We start from the raw sequence: 17,115 nt of genomic DNA, 5'->3' as shown, positions 1-17,115 counted from the left end.
GAGGGGAATCGGCAACAGCTGCACAGCGCTCGGCCAATCAGTTCCGATCATCACAGAGTCCCGTCTGAAAGGCCAGAAGCGCGGCTCGGGTATGGCTCACCTTCCCGGTACGCACCGATTCCGAGCGCCAGGAAGCGGGGGTACCAGGCTTCGAGCCGGTCGGCGAAATCCTCCCAGTCCCGTCCGGCCGTTCCCGCCCGGGCCGACCAGGCGATCTCCGCAACAGCAGCGAGCCGGGGGAACACCAGATAGTCGATATCGGCGGCCGAGGCGACGGTCTCCGTCCAGAGCGGCGCTTCGACGCCCAGAATCTGCTCCTCCCGGACGTGTGGCAGGATTTCGGCCGGCTCCCACTCGTACGCCGCACGCACACTGGTCGGGCCTCCCGCCCATGCCTGCCCGATCGGCGTCGTCTCGTCATAGGTGATGTCGAGGTAGGCGACATCTGCGGGGGAGAGGATGAGAGAACCGCCCTGTTCGACGAACGATGTGGCGAGCTCGTCGGCGTGGTCCTGGGGGGTGAGGTAGCCCCAGTACTGTCCGATGGTGCCAGGCACGAGATCGCCGGAACGGCCAGCCTCGTGCCAGGCGATCGGGGTCTTGCCGTGCGCGGCGACGAGGGCGGTGGCGCGGGAGATGAACCCGGGGAACTGCTCGGGCGGGGTAGAGAGCGATTCGTCGCCGCCGATGTGCAGGTACGGTCCAGGGGTCTGCGCGGCGACCGAACGGAACACGTCGTCGAGGAACTGCCAGGTGGCATCCGCGTGGACGTCGAGACTGGAGAATCCCACGTCGATGCCGGTGTACGGGTCGCGCGCTCTGCGATCGGCGTTGATCTCCGGGTAGGCGCTCAGCGCGGCGTTGGTGTGCCCTGGCACATCGATTTCAGGCACAACGGTGACGAATCTTTCGGCAGCGTACGCCACGATGCGCGCATAGTCCTCCTCCGTGTAGAACCCGCCGGGGCCGCCACCGACAGCGGTGGATGCGCCGATGCCGGTCAGCTCCGGCCGGCCAGGTATCGAGATGCGCCAGCCCTGATCATCGGTGAGGTGCAGGTGGAGGACGTTGAGCTTGAACAGCACGATCTCGTCGACGAACCGGGTAACGGCGGCGACGTCGAAGAAGTGCCTGGCGACGTCGAGCATCGCGCCACGCCAGGCGAAGCGGGGCCGGTCCGTGATCGTCGCGGCGACGGCCTGCCATGGGGCGCTCTGCACCGAGCGCTTCTCGAGGCTCGGCGGAAACAATTGCCGAAGTGACTGGACGCCATAGAACAGACCGGCTGGGCCCGCGGCGGTGATCGTCGCGCCTGCTTCGGACGTGTCGAGCCGGTAGCCCTCATCGCCGAGCTCGAGAGAGTCGGCGAGGTCGAGGTGGAGGGCGATGTCGCTCGGCCCGGCGACATTCCCGTCGACGGGGCTCACCATCGGCAGTGGATATCCGGTCGACGGCCGGAGAATGCCCGCCAGGTACCCGGCGACGGATGCCGCGGCATCCGTCGCGAGGATGCGGGAGGACACCGAGAGCACGAACGGAGCCGCGCTTGCGTGAACCTGCAACCCGGCGGGCACGGGGATGATCGGCGCTGTCATTTGGGGCTTCTCTCGGTCGGTTTCAGCCACCATCAAAGCACGCGCCAGTGCCTGATGGAGGGGGAGTTTCTTCCCGGCGCGTCGCTCACGGGAGGAAGAAGCCTGCGGAACCCTGCGCGCCGGTCCGGTCGGGTCCGCGAACAGGCGGGAGGTAAACCGAATCCCGACCGCTGCTATGATCGATCTGTCGTAACTGGCGTAAAAACGACCGACCTCTTGATCACAGCATTTCCGGGTCGGTGGTTTGGATGGTCACCATCGGGGAGCGACTGACACGGATTCGGCCGAACGCCTGGGCCGATACGGATTACCTCTTGTCCGCCGCTGTCTTAAGGAGCCAGTTTTGTCGTCAACGTTCAACGCCCCACTTTCCGAGGTCGATCCGGAGATCGCCGCCGTTCTCGAGCAGGAGCTCGGGCGCCAGCGCGACTACCTCGAGATGATCGCGAGCGAGAACTTCGTGCCCGTCTCTGTGCTGCAGTCCCAGGGTAGTGTGCTCACCAACAAGTACGCCGAGGGTTACCCCGGCCGCCGTTACTACGGCGGCTGCGAGTACGTCGACGTGGCGGAGTCACTCGCCATCGAGCGCGCGAAGAGCCTGTTCCAGGCCGCATACGCCAACGTCCAGCCGCACTCAGGTGCGACAGCGAACGCCGCGGTGCTCTCCGCCATCGCCACCCCCGGCGACACGATCCTCGGCCTCGAACTGGCCCACGGCGGTCACCTCACCCACGGCATGAAGCTCAACTTCTCGGGCAAGCTCTACAACGCCGTCTCCTACGGTGTGAACCCGGATACCTTCCTCGTCGACATGGACGTCGTCCGCGACAAGGCACTCGAGCACAAGCCGCAGGTCATCATCGCCGGCTGGTCCGCCTACCCGCGCCAGCTCGACTTCGCTGCGTTCCGCGCGATCGCCGACGAGGTCGGCGCGAAGCTCTGGGTCGACATGGCGCACTTCGCCGGCCTGGTCGCCGCAGGACTGCACCCGTCACCGGTACCGTTCGCCGATGTCGTCTCGTCTACCGTGCACAAGACCCTCGCAGGCCCCCGCTCCGGCTTCATCCTCAGCCGCGACATGGACCTCGCCAAGAAGCTCAACTCGAACGTGTTCCCCGGCCAGCAGGGTGGGCCGCTTATGCACGTCATCGCGGCGAAGGCGACGGCGTTCCTCCTCGCCGCGCAGCCCGAGTTCAAGGACCGCCAGGAGCGCACCCTGCGGGGCGCACGCCTGCTTGCCGAGCGGCTGACCGCCGACGACTCCCGCGCCGCCGGAATCGACGTCCTCACCGGCGGAACCGACGTGCACCTCGTGCTCGCCGACCTCCGCAACTCGGAGGTCAACGGCCAGCAGGCCGAGGACGCCCTCCACGAGGTCGGCATCACGGTGAACCGCAACTCCGTGCCGTTCGACCCGCGCCCGCCGATGGTCACATCGGGTCTTCGCATCGGCACCCCCGCCCTGGCCACCCGCGGGTTCGGCGACGCCGAATTCACCGAGGTCGCCGACGTCATCGCGGCAGCGCTTCTGCCTCGCGCCGACATCCCCGCGCTGCGCACGCGAGTGAAGACGCTCACCGAGGCGTTCCCGCTGTACCCCGGTCTCGCGCAGTAGTTCTCGATGACCGCACAGATCCTCGACGGCAAAGCCGTCGCATCCGTCATCAAATCGGAACTGAAGGAACGCGTGACGGCGCTCCGCGAACGTGGGATCGTTCCGGGGCTAGGGACGGTCCTCGTCGGTGACGACCCCGGCTCGCAGTGGTACGTCGCCGGGAAACACCGCGACTGCGCCGAGGTGGGCATCGAGTCGATCCGGCGCGACCTGCCCGCCACGATCAGCCAGGAGGAGCTCGAGGCGGTGCTCGACGAGCTCAACGCTGACGACAGCTGCACCGGTTACATCGTGCAACTGCCGTTGCCCGCTCACCTCGACACCGACGCGATCCTCGAACGGGTCGACCCGGAGAAGGACGCGGACGGGCTCCACCCGACGAACCTGGGGCGGCTGATCCTCAACGTCAACCGGCCGATCTCCACGCCGCTGCCCTGCACGCCGCGCGGGGCGATCGAGCTCATGCAGAGGCATGGGATCGAACTGGCAGGCAAGCACGTCGTCGTGGTCGGCCGTGGGGTCACCGTCGGACGGGCGATCGGACCGCTGCTGACGCGGCGGGAGTTCAACGCGACCGTCACACTGACCCACACCGGGACCGTCGGCCTCGACGACCTGCTGCGCACCGCCGATGTGATCGTCGCCGCGGCCGGTGTCCCAGGCATCGTGAAGGCATCCGCTGTGAAGCCCGGCGCCATCGTCCTCGACGTCGGTGTGAGCCGTGAGACCGACCCGGAGACCGGAAAAAGCCGCGTCGTCGGTGACGTCGACCCGGCCGCAGCCGAGGTGGCCGCGTGGATCTCGCCGAACCCGGGCGGGATCGGTCCGATGACGCGGGTGCAGTTGCTCACCAACGTCGTGGACACGGCGGAACGGCTGAACCCGTAGGGACGGCATCCGCCTCTGTCCCTCCCTGCCATGTACCTCCCAATTCCAGATCGGGCTCCACATTCAGGAGATCCTTTGCGCGCCCCGGCGTGTCGCGGGCGCCACACGGCGTGTCGCAAAGGATCTGCTGAATTTGAGGTCGGTCGGTAGGATTCCGGCATGAGCGAGAATGCCGCGAACCATCCATCCGTCGACCGGGTCGTGGCCGAACTTCGTGCGGGCGGTGTCGGCGGTGACGTCCGGTGGTTCGACGACGCCACCCCGACGGCCGCCCACGCCGCGGAGGCACTCGGCGTGGAGGTCGGCGCCATTGCGAACTCCCTCATCTTCACCCTCGACGGCGAGCCGGTGCTCATCCTCACCTCGGGCGCGCACCGGGTCGACACCGGGTGGCTCGGCGAGCAGATCGGCGGCAGGCTGAAGCGCGCGGATGCCACGACGGTGCGCGCGGCAACCGGCCAGGTCATCGGGGGAGTCGCTCCGGTCGGGCATCCGGCGCCGGTCCGCACGTTCGTCGACACCGCGCTCGCCGGCTATCGCGAAGTGTGGGCCGCTGCGGGGCATCCGCACACGGTGTTCCCGACGAGCTTCGACGAACTGGTCAGGCTCACGGGCGGAACCCCGACGGCGGTCGAGCCCGGCTGAAGGCGGCTGAACCGACACCCAACAGGATCTGGCGCTCACGAGGGGGCAATTGCTCCTGTCGAGCGTCGCAGCTGTGCGTCTCTTTCTGTTGCGCGTCGCTTGCGCTCGGCTGGTCCCGCTGCGGCGTCAATCGGCGCGGGACGCCCCGTCGGCCGCGGTGACGGTGAACAGGTCCGGCCGCTCGAAGCCGTGACTCGCGAAGGCGGCCAGGACGGCTTCGGACACTGCCCGCAGTTCGGCCGTCCGCACGAGGGCAATCGCTGCCCCGCCGAAGCCCCCGCCGGTCATCCTGGCACCGATTGCTCCTGCGTACAGCGCGCTTTGGACAGCCACATCCAGTTCCGGCACCGAGATCTCGAAGTCGTCCCGCATTGACGCGTGTGACGCCGTGAGAAGGCCGCCGATCGCCTCCGGCCCCTCGAGCCGCAACGTCCGCACGGTGTCCAGCACCCGCTGGTTCTCGGTGATCACGTGGCGCACCCGCTTGAAGGTCTCAGGGTCGAGAACCTCGGAAGCCCTTGGCAGATCGTCGACTTCCAGATCGCGGAGCGACGGAACACCCATCTCCTGGGCGCCGCGCTCACACGACGCCCGGCGGTCGACGTACCCTCCTGTGGCGTGCGCGTGCGACACCAGGGTGTTGATCACCAGCAGAACGAGCCCAGCCGCCTCGAAACCGAGCGGGATCACCTCGGCGCGGAGACTGCGGCAATCGAGGAACACCGCCGCATCCTTGTGCCCCAGTACGGAGGCCGACTGGTCCATGATCCCGGTCGGTGCGCCGACGGCTTTGTTCTCGGCGAGCTGGCCGACCCTGGCGAGGGTCTCGTCATCGAACCCCAGGCCCCACACCTCGTTGAGCGCGACCGCGACGGCGCATTCGATCGCCGCGGACGACGACAAACCGGCGCCGACGGGGACGTCCGAGTCGATGTGGGCGTCGAATCCGGATGCGGCTGACAGATCGGCGCCGAACTCGCCGAGCGCCCAGACCACGCCGAGCGGGTACGCCGACCAGCCGGAGATGGCATCCGGAGAAACGTTCTCCAGTGCGATCCGGACGATGTCCTCGCTGTAGGAGGTGGTGATCTGGATAGTTCGATCCTCGCGGGGCGCAAGGGCGACGACCGTCGAGCGGTCGATGGCGAACGGGAAGACGAAACCGTCGTTGTAGTCGGTGTGCTCACCGATGAGGTTGACCCGGCCGGGTGCCCGCCACACGCCGAGGGGCTCCCGCCGGAACCGTTCCTCGAACCCTGCCAGGGCGCGGGTGCTCAGCTGGCTCATACGGGGTTCTCCTTGTCAGCGCGAGCGATCGCCTCGCGCACGCGTTCTGCTGTCTGCTCAGGCGGGATGTCACCGATCCAGGCTCCCATGGCGGCTTCGGACCCGGCGAGGTACTTCAGTTTGTCTGTGGCCCGACGCGGCGATGTGAGCTGCAGCATCAGCCGGATGTTCTCGCGCCCGACCGAGACCGGCGCCTGGTGCCACGCGGCGATGTACGGGGTCTCCGTCTCATAGAGCGCGTCGACGCCACGGAGGAGGCGCAGGTACAGCACGGCCAGCTCATCGCGCTCCTCATCGGTGGTGCCAGCGAAGTCGGGCACGTGACGGTGGGGGAGCATGTGGACCTCGACCGGCCAGCGCGCCGCGAACGGAACGAACGCCGTCCAGTGCTTCCCGGTCAGCACGACCCGGTCACCGGCCTGTTCGCTCGTGAGGATGTCGGCGAACAGGGTTCGCCCGTAATTGTCGACGGATGCCAGCAGCCGCTGGGTGCGCGGTGTCACGTAGGGATAGGCGTAGATCTGCCCGTGCGGGTGGAGAAGCGTCACGCCGATCTCGACGCCCCGGTTTTCGAACGGGAAGACCTGCTCGATGCCGGGCAGGGCGGAGAGAGCGGCCGTGCGGGACGCCCATGCCTCGATCACGGTCCTGGCGCGGGAGCGGCTGAGAGAACCGAACGATCCTTCGTGCTCAGGGCTGAAACAGACCACTTCGCAGCGCCCGACAGAGGTGCGGATCCTGCCGATTCCGACCGCGGCGAGGTCGTCGAGCCCGCGAGGGGCGTTGTCGTCTTCGAGCAGGGGACCGAACGAGGGCGACCGGTTCTCGAACACGGCCACGTCGTAGCTACTTGGAACCTCCGAGGGGTTCGTCGGGCTCTGTGGGGCGAGAGGATCCAGGTGTGCCGGCGGCAGGAACGCCCGGCTCTGGCGGGCCGATGCGATCGAGATCCACTCACCGGTCAGCGGATCCTGGCGCATCGACGCGGTGGGCGGGCGCCCGGGCAGCTCGCGGGAATCGGCGGAGCGCTTCGTCGCGAGGGTGGTGTCGGCGTCGTCGAAGTAGAGGATCTCGCGTCCGTCGGCGAGGACGTCCGACTGCACAGTAATGGGGGACATCCGGGGAGCGCCTTCCGAGCGGTTTCGAGTACGCCATCGATTCTAGGCAAAAGCTTTCGATATTGACAAGTAGTCGAAAGTAACCGAAAATTACTGGCGTGATCGCTCAGCAAGCCGGGCCCGAGGGCGAGGACGCCGTGCCCGCCCTTGTGCGCCGGCAGCGGATGGCCGAACTCATCGGCGGGCGGGGCTTCGTCCGGGTCACCGAACTGTCGACCCTTTTCGGTGTCAGCGAGGTGACGGTCCGGAGCGACCTGGCCGCTCTCGACCATGGCGAGGAGATCCGCCGGGTCCACGGCGGTGCCGTGCCGATGGAGGCGCGCGACCGTGAATCGAGTTTCGAGGAGTCCCTGACGGCATCCGCACAGGACAAGCAGGCAATCGGCAGGCTTGCCGCCTCACTGGTCAGCTCCGGTCAGAGCATCCTGCTCGATGTCGGAACGACGACGCTCGCCGTGGCGCAGGCGCTCCGGGAGCGCACCGACCTGGAAGACCTCGTGATCATCACCAACGGCCTCCACATCGCGCTCGAGCTCGAGTCGGAGATCCCCCGGTTCACCGTGATCGTGACCGGGGGTGCCCTGAGACCGCTCCAGCACTCGCTCGTGCAGCCGCTCGCCCGCACAGTGCTCGACCAGGTGCACGCCGATGTGGCCATCCTGGGCTGCAACGGCGTCGATGTGGTGCACGGCGTCACGAACGTGAACCTGCCGGAGGCCGAGGTGAAACAGCTGATGGTTGCGGCAGCGGAGCGGGTGATCGTCGTCGCGGATGCGTCAAAGCTTGGCCAGGTGAGCCTCGGCACGATCGCTTCGCTCGACCGGGTCGACCTGGTCCTGACAAGTGAAACGGCGGACCCCGCGCTGGTCGCCGAGCTGTCGGCGGCCGGCGTCGAAATTCTCACCGCCTGAGCGTCACTCGCGGACGAATGTCACCTCGAGGGCGACCTGCCATTCACACGGTCCTCCCGTCGCACCGCTTTCTGGCCAGCCGGCGCCGGTGGCATGCCGAGGCACTACGCTCGGAAGATACGTGTTCTCGAGGAGCCCAGACAGCCATGAACTCAGTCACCGGCGAACAGTTCGACCTCAGCCTGGAAACGCCATCAGGCGGCGTCATCTCGGCGACGATCACCCAGGTGGCTGCAGGCATCCGCCGGTTGAGCGTCCGAGGAATCGACATCGTGCCGCCATACGAGGCGGGCGTGAAACGGCCATGGGGCAGCGGGATCGTGCTGATGCCCTGGCCGAACCGGATCAGGGACGGGCGTTGGACCCTCGACGGTGAGACCCAGCAACTCGCCATCACCGAGCCGGCGAAGAGCAACGCCATCCATGGCCTGCTGCGTTTCAGCCCGTACTCGGTCCGAGCGCGCACGGAGTCGACTCTGCGGCTCGAGGCGAAAGTGTTCCCGCAGAACGGGTACCCGTTCCTCCTCGACACCGCCGTCACCTACCGGCTCGTCGATGCCGGCATCGACGTCACCCACACGGTCACGAACCAGTCGGATGCTGAGGCGCCTGTCGCGATCGGAGCTCACCCGTTCTTCACGATCGGCGACGAGAAGCCGGAGGATCTCACGGTCACCGTGAACGTCACCACCCACTTCGAAGCCGATGAGCGATCGCTGCCCACAGCCGAGGTTCCCGTTGACGGCACGCCGTACGATCTCCGCGAGGGAGTGCTGCTCGGCGAACTCCAGCTCGACGACGGGTTCGGCGGTGCGGTGATCCAGGACGGCGTCTCGGAGCATTCCATATCGGCACCGGACGGGCGCACCGTCACGGTCTGGGGTGACGAGAACTTCCCGTACTGGCAGGTGTTCACCACAGAGCTGTACCCCGGGCAGTCGAAGGCCATCGCGATCGAGCCGATGTCGGCGCCGACGGATGCCTTCAACTCCGGCCAGGGCCTGAAATGGCTCGCCCCCGGCGAGACCTGGGAAGCCAGCTGGGGCGTGCGCGCCGACGGCTTCGCGCCGGTCTAAGCGGGCACGGCGGCAGGTTTCGCTGCCAGCCGCCAGAGCGAGGTCACCTCTGAGGCCCGTGCCGCGTACAGCGGGTCGGTGGCGTCGGTTGCCCTGGCGTGGGTCGGGCGGGTGTCCATTCTCGCGATCACGGTGAGCCCGGCGTTCTCGATGGCGTCCAGCAGGTCGCCGCGGGAGCGGAGCCCGAGTCGTTCCGCGATGTCGGAGATCACGAGCCAGCCCTCGCCGTGGGGTGTCAGGTGCCCCGCCAGCCCGGAGAGGAAGCCGGCGAGCATCCGCCCCTCGTCGTCGTAGACGGCGAAGTCGGTTGCTGTTTTCGGGACCGCAGGAATCCACGGCGGGTTGCAGGCGACGATGTCGGCGCGACCGTCTGGGAACAGGTCCGCCTCGACCACGGTGACGGCATCCGCGAAGCCGAGGGCGGCGAGATTCTCGCGCGCGCAGGCGATCGCCCGCTGGTCCATATCGGTGGCGGTGATCGAACGGATGCCGCGGGAGGCGAGGATCGCTGACAGCACCCCGGTGCCTGTGCCGATGTCGAAAGCGGTGACCGCATCCGGGAGGAGCGGGGCGGTGGCGACGAGGTCGAGGTATTCACCGCGGACGGGGGAGAAGACCCCGTAGTGCGGGTGGATCCGAGCGCCGAGCGCCGGTACCGGGACGCCCGTCGTCCGCCACTCCTCTGCGCCGATCACGCCGAGCAGTTCCCGTAACGAGAGAACGGATGCTTCGCGGACCGGACCCCAGGCGTGCACGGCGGCGAGGCGGATGTCGGGGGAGCGGCGGAGCGGAATGGTGCCGTCAGCGGAGAGCGGGACCAGGAGCATCCCGAGAATGGTCGCTCTCCGAAGAGCGTCCTCCCGTGAACGGTGGAACGCCGCGGTGATGTTGTCGTTCCTCGGCCGGGGAGAATCGGCGAGGCGCCGGCCCATCGCGCTGAGAAGCTGCCTGGCGTTGTGGAAGTCACCTGTCCAGAGGATGGCGGTTCCCGCTGACGCGAGCCGGAACGCCTTCTCGGCGGTGAGGTCGTCGCTGCCGAGCAGAACGGCAGCGGGGGGCGGCCAGCCGCTCTCGGAGCGCCAGAGCGCTGAGCGGGGTGAGCCGTGCTCGACCCAGGAGATCCGTGCGGGTTCGACAGGAGAGGTCGTTGCCTGGGTGCTGGTCCTGTCGGACATTCGTCTGCTTTCGGGGCATTCCTGCCATTTCGGGATCGGATTTCAGTATGACAGGGGTGGAAGGCAGGTGACTCTCCCGGGCTGTTTCGCCCGATTGACTTAATCGAACATGTGTTCGACCATTAACGCATGTCCCTGTCCGTTGCCTCTTCTCGACCCGCGGTTTTCGCCGGTTCGCCCGTTCCGGTGGCGAGCCAGGTCGCGGAGCTGCAGGCGCGTATTCGAGGGATGCAGCGCACCCGGATAGATTCGCAGGGACTACCGACATCCCCGGGAATCGCCGAACTGCTGCCGGGCGGGGTGCTCCGCGCCGGTACCGCCTATTCGGTGCACGAATCGACCAGTCTTGCCCTCGCGCTCCTCGCCGGCCCAAGTGCGGCAGGGGCGTGGTGCAGCGTCGTCGGCCTGCCTGCCCTCGGCGTCGAAGCAGCGGCAGCGGCAGGCATCGACCTCGATCGGCTCGTGCTCGTGCCCGACCCTGGCCTGCAGTGGCTGCAGGTCACCGCTGCCCTGGCCGACGTCGTCACGGTGGTGCTCGCCCGGCCACCGGCCGCGCTCTCCGCCGCAGAGGTTGCGCGGCTCGGGTCGCGGCTGCGCCAGCGGGGGTCAACGCTGATTGCACTCGGCGACTGGCCACAGAGTGAAGCGACGCTGCGGGTATCAGACGACCGGTGGATGGGACTCGGCGACGGCCACGGCTACCTGGCCGCCCGCCGGGTGACCGTGTCGGTCACCGGCCGCACACTCACCGGCAAACCGCGGCGAAAGCAGTTGTGGCTTCCGGACGCCGAACAGGGCATCCGCCCGGCCGGGCTGGCCGGCGTGCCCGCCGTCCGGCCAGTGCCCGCCAACCAAGAGCGACACGAGATGGCCGTCTCATGACCGGCCCGCTGCCTTCGCCTTCCTCTCGAATGGCTGCTTCGTCACCCGTGCGAACCCTCCTTCTCTGGTGCCCGGACTGGCCGACGGATGCCGTGGCGGCCGAACTCGGCCTCGCACCGGATGCCCCGCTCGCCCTGATCGACCGCGGTGAGGTGTTCGCGTGCTCAGCTGCGGCCCGCGCTGAAGGAGTCCGCCGTGGTCTCCGCGTGCGGGAAGCCCAGTCCCGCTGCACCGGTCTTCTCGTGCTTCCGTACGACCCGGTGCTCGACCACCGGGTGTTCGAACCGGTCGTCGCCGCCGTCGAACAGATCGTGCCAGGCGTGCAACTCTCCCGCCCCGGGACCTGCGTGATGCGTGCTCGTGGGCCAAGCCGGTACTACGGCGGGGAACGACAGGCAGCGGAGGCCCTGCTGCACACTCTCGGCAGTGTCGGCGTCGCCGGCGCACAGGTGGGGATCGCCGACGGCCCGTTTGCCGCTGAACAGGCCGCGAAACTGCACTCGCCGGCCGAGGAGAACATCCGCATCGTTCCCGCCGGAAGCTCGCCGGAGTTCCTCGCCCCGTTCGGTGTCGAACTGCTCGCCCGCCCCGAACTGGCGGCTCTGCTTCGGCGGCTCGGCATCCACACCCTCGGCAGTTTCGCCAGGCTCGACGAAATGCAGGTCCGCGACCGGTTCGGACCGGACGGAGTGCTCGCCCACCGGCTCGCGTCCGGATTCGACCCGAGCGATGTCGACGCCAGGGTGCCACCGGCCGACCACTCGAGCGTGGTGGAATTCGAGCCGCCGCTCGACCGGGTCGACCAGGTGGCCTTCGCGTTCCGCACCGCCGCAGAGGAGTTCGTGGCACGGTTGCAGGCGTCATCGCTCGTCGCGACGGCCATCCGGATCGAGGTGTCCACCGAGAACGGGGACTCCCGCTCACGCACCTGGCTGCATCCCCGGTTCTTCACCGCCGGTGATGTGCTCGACCGGGTGCGCTGGCAGGTGCAGGGGGCAGGCATCGCCGAGAGTGGACTGAACAGCGCCATCGCGAAACTCCGGGTGGAACCGGAGAGTGTCGACCCGGCCGGCAACCACGAAGCCGGGTTATACGGCGGGGCGACCGATGAGCGCATCCACTCCGGTCTCTCCCGGGTGCAAAGCATGGTCGGTCACACCGGGGTGCTCACCGCCCGCATCGCCGGCGGCAGGCAGCCGTCTGATCGCCGAATCCTCGTGCCGTGGGGCGACCTGCCGCCGGGCGGGGAGGCATCCGTTCGCGCATCGCAGGGGCTGCCCTGGCCCGGCCGGGTACCTGGGCCCCCGCCGGCGACCGTGTTCCCCGAGCGTCGTCGGGTCCTCGTCTCCGGCGCTGGAGGTGCTGACGTCGCCGTCGACGACCGGGGCGAGCTTTCCGCCGTTCCCGTGTCGTTCGCGGAGCCCGGCGGCAAGCCCGGTGCGGTCTCGGCGTGGGCGGGCCCGTGGCCGGTCACCGAACGCTGGTGGGATGCCGGCGGCCGGCGGCTGAACCGGTTCCAGCTCGTCGATGAGAGTGGGGGAGCCTGGCTCCTCGTCCTCGACGATTCCGGCTGGTGGGCGGAGGCCCGCTATGACTGACACCGCTGAAAGGAGGAATTCGCATGGGCTGGCATAACCCTCCCGTGCCGTGGTCCGAGTTCGAACGCGCTCTCTCGGATACCAGCCGGCCCGGTTCGCCTCCCCCCGGGGCGGACGGCGGCGACAGCCCGGCCTGGTCTCGCAAACGACTGGCTTACATTCCCGAGACGACCCCCGAGCCCGTCCCCGAAGCGGTGCCGTACGTCGAACTGCACGCGCACTCGAACTTCAGCTTCCTCGACGGTGCCTCCTCACCGGAGAAGCTCGTCGAGGAGGCAGCGCGGCTGGGCCTCGACGGTCTCGCCCTCACCGACCATGACGGGTTGTACGGCATCGTCCGCCTTGCCGAGGCGGCCGAAGCCCACCCGGGGCTCCGCACGATCTTCGGCGCTGAACTGTCGATCGGCCTGAGTAAACCGCAGAACGGCGAACCCGACCCCGAGGGCACCCATCTCGTCGTGCTCGCCCGGCGGGAGGAGGGCTACCACCGCCTCGCCGGTGCGATCACCGCGGCGCACCTCGCCGCAGGGGCCGAGAAGGGCAAGCCCTGCTACGACATCGCCGACCTCGCCTCCGCAGCCGACGGCACCTGGCTGGTGCTCAGCGGATGCCGCAAGGGCGCGGTCCGTAAGGCGCTCGCCGCTGAGGGCGCGGCCGGGGCGCGGCGGGAACTCGCCGAACTCGTCCGGCTGTTCGGCGACGGCAACGTGGTCGTCGAACTCGTCGATCACGGCAACCCGGAGGATTCCACCTCCAACGACACCCTCGCGGCGGTCGCCGCCGAACTCGGGTTACCGGTCGTCGCCACGACCGGGGCGCACTACGCGACACCGGCGCAGCATCCGCTCGCGTCTGCGCTCGCCGCGGTGAGGGCGCGGAGAAGCCTCGACGACCTCGACGGCTGGCTGCCGGCATCCGGAGCGGCGCACCTGCGAAGCGGCGCCGAGATGGCCCGCCGGTTCGCCCGCTACCCTGGCGCCGTCGCCCGCACCGTCGAGATCGCCGACGAGCTGGCATTCCGGTTGCGCAGCGTGAAACCCGGGCTGCCGCTGCAGGAGGTCCCTGAGGGCCACACCCCGATGAGCTGGCTGCGGGAACTCACCTGGCAAGGAGCTGCGAGACGCTACCCAGGCGCCGACGCCTCCGTCACCGAACGGATCGAACGGGAGCTCGACGTGATCGAACAGAAGGACTTCCCCGGCTACTTCCTCATCGTCCACGAGATCGTGCAGTTCGCCCGCAGCCGCGGCATCCTCTGCCAGGGGCGCGGATCAGCGGCCAACTCGGCAGTCTGCTACCTGCTCGACATCACCGCTGTCGACTCGATCGCCTACGGCCTGCCGTTCGAACGGTTCCTCTCCAGCATGCGGGATGAAGAACCGGACATCGACGTCGACTTCGACTCCGACCGCCGTGAAGAGGTCATTCAGCACGTCTACGAGAAGTACGGCCGGTTCAACGCCGCTCAGGTGGCGAACGTCATCACCTACCGGCCCAAGTTCGCGGTGCGCGACATGGCGAAGGCTCTCGGCCACAGTCCTGGGCAGCAGGATGCCTGGTCGAAGCAGGTGGAACGCTGGGGTGCGGTCACCTCGAGTGATGACCACGACATCCCGCAACCCGTGGTGGATCTCGCCCAGCAGGTGCTGACCTTTCCGCGGCACCTCGGCATCCACTCAGGAGGCATGGTGCTCACCGACCGGCCTGTCGGCGAAGTGTGCCCGATCGAGCACGCCCGGATGGACGGGCGCACGGTGCTGCAGTGGGACAAGGACGACTGCGCCTGGATGGGCCTCGTCAAGTTCGACCTGCTCGGGCTCGGCATGCTCGCCGCGCTGCAGTATTCATTCGACCTCGCCGACGAGCACTGCGGTGAACGATGGGACCTCCAGTCGATGCCGAAGGAGGAGCAGGGGGTCTACGACCAGCTCTGCCGTGCCGACACCGTCGGGGTGTTCCAGGTGGAGAGCCGCGCGCAGATGGGCATGCTGCCCCGGCTGCAACCGCGGCGCTTCTACGACCTGGTGATCCAGATCGCGATGGTGCGGCCGGGGCCGATCCAGGGCGGTGCCGTGCACCCCTACATCCGGAGGCGCACCGGGGGAGAACCGGTCACCTACCTGCACCCGGATCTTGAACCGGTGCTGAAACGCACCCTCGGGGTGCCGTTGTTCCAGGAGCAGCTGATGCAGAGGGCCATGGTCGTCGGCGGCTGCACCGGAGAGGATGCCGACCTTCTGCGCCGGGCGATGGGATCCAAACGCGGGCAGGAGAAGATCGAATCGCTCAAAGCGAAGCTCTACAGGGGAATGGCGGAGAACGGGATCACCGGCGAGGACGCAGACACCATCTATCTGAAGATCCAGGCCTTCGCGAACTTCGGCTTCGCCGAGAGCCACTCGATCAGCTTCGCCCTGCTCGTCTACGCCAGCGCGTGGATGCGGCTGCACTACCCTGCCGCGTTTCTGGCCGCCCTGCTCCGGGCCCAGCCGATGGGGTTCTACTCACCGCAGTCCCTCGTCGCGGATGCCACCAGGCACGGTGTCGAGACGCGGCGCCCCGACATCCTGCTCTCCGGGGTGGAGGCGGGGCTGGAGCCGCTCACTGTTCCACCCGCTGAGGCCCCGCTCGCTGATCGAGTGCCGACCGAGCGAAGCGAGGCCGGTGTATCGAGATCAGCAGTCCCAAAACCCACCGGCCTCGACACCTGCCTTGATCACACCCAGCCCCCGGTCGAAGCCTTCGACCGGTCGGCGCCGTTCGACCCGGCCACCCACCGTCGTGACGGGCATTACGCGGTGCGGCTCGGGCTTGCCGCCGTCACCTCGATCGGGGTGCGCAAAGCCGAGCAGATCGTGGCCGAGCGGGAACGCGGCGGCGATTACCGCGACATGCGCGACCTGGCACGCCGGGTCGGCCTCAACTCCGCCCAGCTCGAGGCCCTTTCCGCCGCCGGTGCGTTCGACAGCTTCGGGCTTTCGAAGCGAGGTGCCCTGTGGGACTCGGAGCAGGCATCCCAGGAGCGTCCTGACCAGTTGCAGGGAAGCTCCCTCACCGTGCAGCCGCCGCTGTTCGCGATGCTCACCGATGAGGAGCAGGTGATCAACGACCTGTGGTCGACCGGTGTCACCCCTGACGATCACCCGATCCGGCATGTCCGGCAGATGCTGGCCGAGCGGGGTGTGAAGAGCGCTGAGCAACTCAAAACCACCGAATCCGGGCGGAGGATCGAGGTCGGCGGTGTCGTCACCCATCGGCAACGCCCGGCGACGGCGAGCGGCATCACATTCGTCAACCTTGAGGATGAAACCGGGCTCGTCAACGTGATCTGCAGCGTCGGCGTATGGGGGCGCTACCGGAGGACAGCGAGGGAGGCCCCGGCGATGATCGTCCGTGGCATCCTGGAACGGTCCCCTGAGGGCATCATCAACCTACTGGCCGACCGGCTCGAACCGCTCCCCCTGAGCGCTCGGACCCGGTCCAGGGACTTCCAGTGACACCGGCGAACGCCGCTCCCACCGGATAACAGCCGTCGCCAGCCCGGCGAGCATCACCGCACCGCCGAGGATCTCGCTGAACGTCGGCACCTCACCCTGCACCAGCCAGGCTGCGGCGATGCCGATCACCGGCACGAGCAGGGTGAACGGCACGACGGCGCTCGTCGGATAACGCGCCATGAGGGTGTTCCAGATCCCGTAACCGATCAGTGACGCCGCGACCACGGTGTACACCGTGCTGAGGATCGCGACGAGCGACAGATTCGCCAGGGCGCCGAACACCGTATCCGGGCCGTCGAGCATCAGCGCCAGCGCGAAGCTCGGGACGGGGACGACGAGAGCAGACCACACGACCAGGGAGAGCCCGGATGCGGCCTTCGCGCGGCGGCTGAGGACGTTGCCGATCGCCCACGACAGCGCGGCGCCCAGCGTGACCACCATCGGCACCCACGGTGCCGTGACGCTGTGGCCGACGACCACGATGCCGAGACCGATCGACCCGACGAGCACGCCGGCGAGCTGGAGGCGGCTCGGGCGTTCGCCGAGGAAACCGGCCGAGATGACGATGGTGAGGATGACCTGGGTCTGCAGCAGCAGCGAAGCGAGACCGGCGGGCATGCCGAGGTGCAGCGCCAGGTAGAGCAGGCAGAATTGACCCAGGCTGAGGAAGACACCGATCAACAGGATGTTCCGCCACCCGATTGCCGGCGGCCGAAGAAAGAAGACGGCAGGGATCGCCACGAGGAGGAACCGCATCGCGACGAAGACAAGGGGAGGCACGCCGGCAAGTCCTTCGTCGATGGCGACGAAGTTGACTCCCCAGATCAC

At 68.2% G+C, this 17,115-nt stretch carries 13 protein-coding genes and 1 riboswitch; of the genes, 8 read left to right on the top strand and 5 right to left on the bottom strand.

The window, feature by feature from the left end; genetic code table 11:
- Positions 1–50 precede the first annotated feature (50 nt).
- Entirely contained in the window at positions 51–1,595 is a 1,545-nt protein-coding gene (locus JWP90_RS01860; RefSeq protein ID WP_297359003.1) for a beta-N-acetylhexosaminidase, read from the bottom strand.
- Between the two features lie 179 nt (positions 1,596–1,774).
- Positions 1,775–1,900: riboswitch (ZMP/ZTP riboswitch) on the top strand.
- Between the two features lie 38 nt (positions 1,901–1,938).
- Between JWP90_RS01860 and glyA the strand changes: the two genes are divergently transcribed.
- The 3 genes from glyA (at position 1,939) to JWP90_RS01845 (ending at position 4,743) form a co-directional block, all read left to right on the top strand.
- A complete protein-coding gene (glyA, locus tag JWP90_RS01855) occupies positions 1,939–3,210 on the top strand; it encodes a serine hydroxymethyltransferase (RefSeq protein ID WP_297359001.1) in 1,272 nt (423 codons plus the stop codon).
- A 6-nt stretch (positions 3,211–3,216) separates the two neighbouring features.
- A complete protein-coding gene (locus tag JWP90_RS01850; protein WP_297358999.1) occupies positions 3,217–4,098 on the top strand; it encodes a bifunctional methylenetetrahydrofolate dehydrogenase/methenyltetrahydrofolate cyclohydrolase in 882 nt (293 codons plus the stop codon).
- Between the two features lie 159 nt (positions 4,099–4,257).
- Positions 4,258–4,743 carry a YbaK/EbsC family protein gene (locus tag JWP90_RS01845; RefSeq protein ID WP_297358997.1) on the top strand — a complete coding sequence of 162 codons (486 nt, stop codon included), beginning with the start codon at positions 4,258–4,260 and terminating at the stop codon, positions 4,741–4,743.
- Positions 4,744–4,869: 126 nt separating this feature from the next.
- Here the strand turns inward: JWP90_RS01845 and galK are convergent, their stop codons facing one another.
- A complete protein-coding gene (galK, locus tag JWP90_RS01840; protein WP_297358995.1) occupies positions 4,870–6,030 on the bottom strand; it encodes a galactokinase in 1,161 nt (386 codons plus the stop codon).
- Positions 6,027–7,148, bottom strand: coding sequence for a galactose-1-phosphate uridylyltransferase (gene galT, locus JWP90_RS01835; protein WP_297358993.1), 1,122 nt, complete (start codon positions 7,146–7,148; stop codon positions 6,027–6,029). The genes galK and galT overlap by 4 nt, the downstream gene beginning before the upstream one ends.
- 98 nt (positions 7,149–7,246) lie before the next feature.
- Between galT and JWP90_RS01830 the strand changes: the two genes are divergently transcribed.
- Together JWP90_RS01830 and JWP90_RS01825 are read left to right on the top strand one after the other, a co-directional pair.
- Positions 7,247–8,059 carry a DeoR/GlpR family DNA-binding transcription regulator gene (locus JWP90_RS01830; protein WP_297358991.1) on the top strand — a complete coding sequence of 271 codons (813 nt, stop codon included), beginning with the start codon at positions 7,247–7,249 and terminating at the stop codon, positions 8,057–8,059.
- A gap of 146 nt (positions 8,060–8,205) precedes the next feature.
- Positions 8,206–9,135: an aldose 1-epimerase family protein gene (locus JWP90_RS01825; protein WP_297358989.1), complete on the top strand. Its 930-nt coding sequence runs from the start codon at positions 8,206–8,208 to the stop codon at positions 9,133–9,135.
- Here JWP90_RS01825 and JWP90_RS01820 read toward each other — a convergent pair.
- Complete coding sequence (locus tag JWP90_RS01820; RefSeq protein ID WP_297358987.1) at positions 9,132–10,310, bottom strand: methyltransferase; 1,179 nt, start codon at positions 10,308–10,310, stop codon at positions 9,132–9,134. The genes JWP90_RS01825 and JWP90_RS01820 overlap by 4 nt on opposite strands.
- A gap of 129 nt (positions 10,311–10,439) precedes the next feature.
- Between JWP90_RS01820 and JWP90_RS01815 the strand changes: the two genes are divergently transcribed.
- The 3 genes from JWP90_RS01815 to JWP90_RS01805 are packed head-to-tail and all read left to right on the top strand — an operon-like array spanning position 10,440 to position 16,287.
- Positions 10,440–11,192: a hypothetical protein gene (locus tag JWP90_RS01815; protein ID WP_297358984.1), complete on the top strand. Its 753-nt coding sequence runs from the start codon at positions 10,440–10,442 to the stop codon at positions 11,190–11,192.
- A 29-nt stretch (positions 11,193–11,221) separates the two neighbouring features.
- Entirely contained in the window at positions 11,222–12,790 is a 1,569-nt protein-coding gene (locus JWP90_RS01810) for a DNA polymerase Y family protein (RefSeq protein WP_297358982.1), read from the top strand.
- A gap of 23 nt (positions 12,791–12,813) precedes the next feature.
- The gene (locus tag JWP90_RS01805; RefSeq protein ID WP_297358980.1) at positions 12,814–16,287 is read left to right on the top strand and encodes an error-prone DNA polymerase; all 3,474 of its coding nucleotides are present in this window, start codon (positions 12,814–12,816) and stop codon (positions 16,285–16,287) included.
- Here the strand turns inward: JWP90_RS01805 and JWP90_RS01800 are convergent.
- Positions 16,222–17,115: EamA family transporter (locus JWP90_RS01800; RefSeq protein WP_297358978.1), on the bottom strand; the 894-nt coding region annotated here is incomplete at its 5' end. The genes JWP90_RS01805 and JWP90_RS01800 overlap by 66 nt on opposite strands.

It is taken from the genome of Mycetocola sp. (genome assembly GCF_025464835.1).
GTDB lineage: Bacteria > Actinomycetota > Actinomycetes > Actinomycetales > Microbacteriaceae > Mycetocola_A.
The sequence above is the reverse complement of the archived record's forward strand: the minus strand, read 5'-3'. Positions and strand labels throughout refer to the sequence as shown.

Coding starts and splice junctions, on each gene's coding strand:
- JWP90_RS01825 (WP_297358989.1), top strand. CDS start 8,206: ATGAACTCAGTCACCGGCGAACAGTTCGACCTCAGCCTGGAAACGCCA.
- JWP90_RS01850 (WP_297358999.1), top strand. CDS start 3,217: ATGACCGCACAGATCCTCGACGGCAAAGCCGTCGCATCCGTCATCAAA.
- JWP90_RS01810 (WP_297358982.1), top strand. CDS start 11,222: ATGGCTGCTTCGTCACCCGTGCGAACCCTCCTTCTCTGGTGCCCGGAC.
- JWP90_RS01820 (WP_297358987.1), bottom strand. CDS start 10,310: ATGTCCGACAGGACCAGCACCCAGGCAACGACCTCTCCTGTCGAACCC.
- galK (WP_297358995.1), bottom strand. CDS start 6,030: ATGAGCCAGCTGAGCACCCGCGCCCTGGCAGGGTTCGAGGAACGGTTC.
- JWP90_RS01845 (WP_297358997.1), top strand. CDS start 4,258: ATGAGCGAGAATGCCGCGAACCATCCATCCGTCGACCGGGTCGTGGCC.
- JWP90_RS01805 (WP_297358980.1), top strand. CDS start 12,814: ATGGGCTGGCATAACCCTCCCGTGCCGTGGTCCGAGTTCGAACGCGCT.
- JWP90_RS01815 (WP_297358984.1), top strand. CDS start 10,440: ATGTCCCTGTCCGTTGCCTCTTCTCGACCCGCGGTTTTCGCCGGTTCG.
- galT (WP_297358993.1), bottom strand. CDS start 7,148: ATGTCCCCCATTACTGTGCAGTCGGACGTCCTCGCCGACGGACGCGAG.
- JWP90_RS01860 (WP_297359003.1), bottom strand. CDS start 1,595: ATGACAGCGCCGATCATCCCCGTGCCCGCCGGGTTGCAGGTTCACGCA.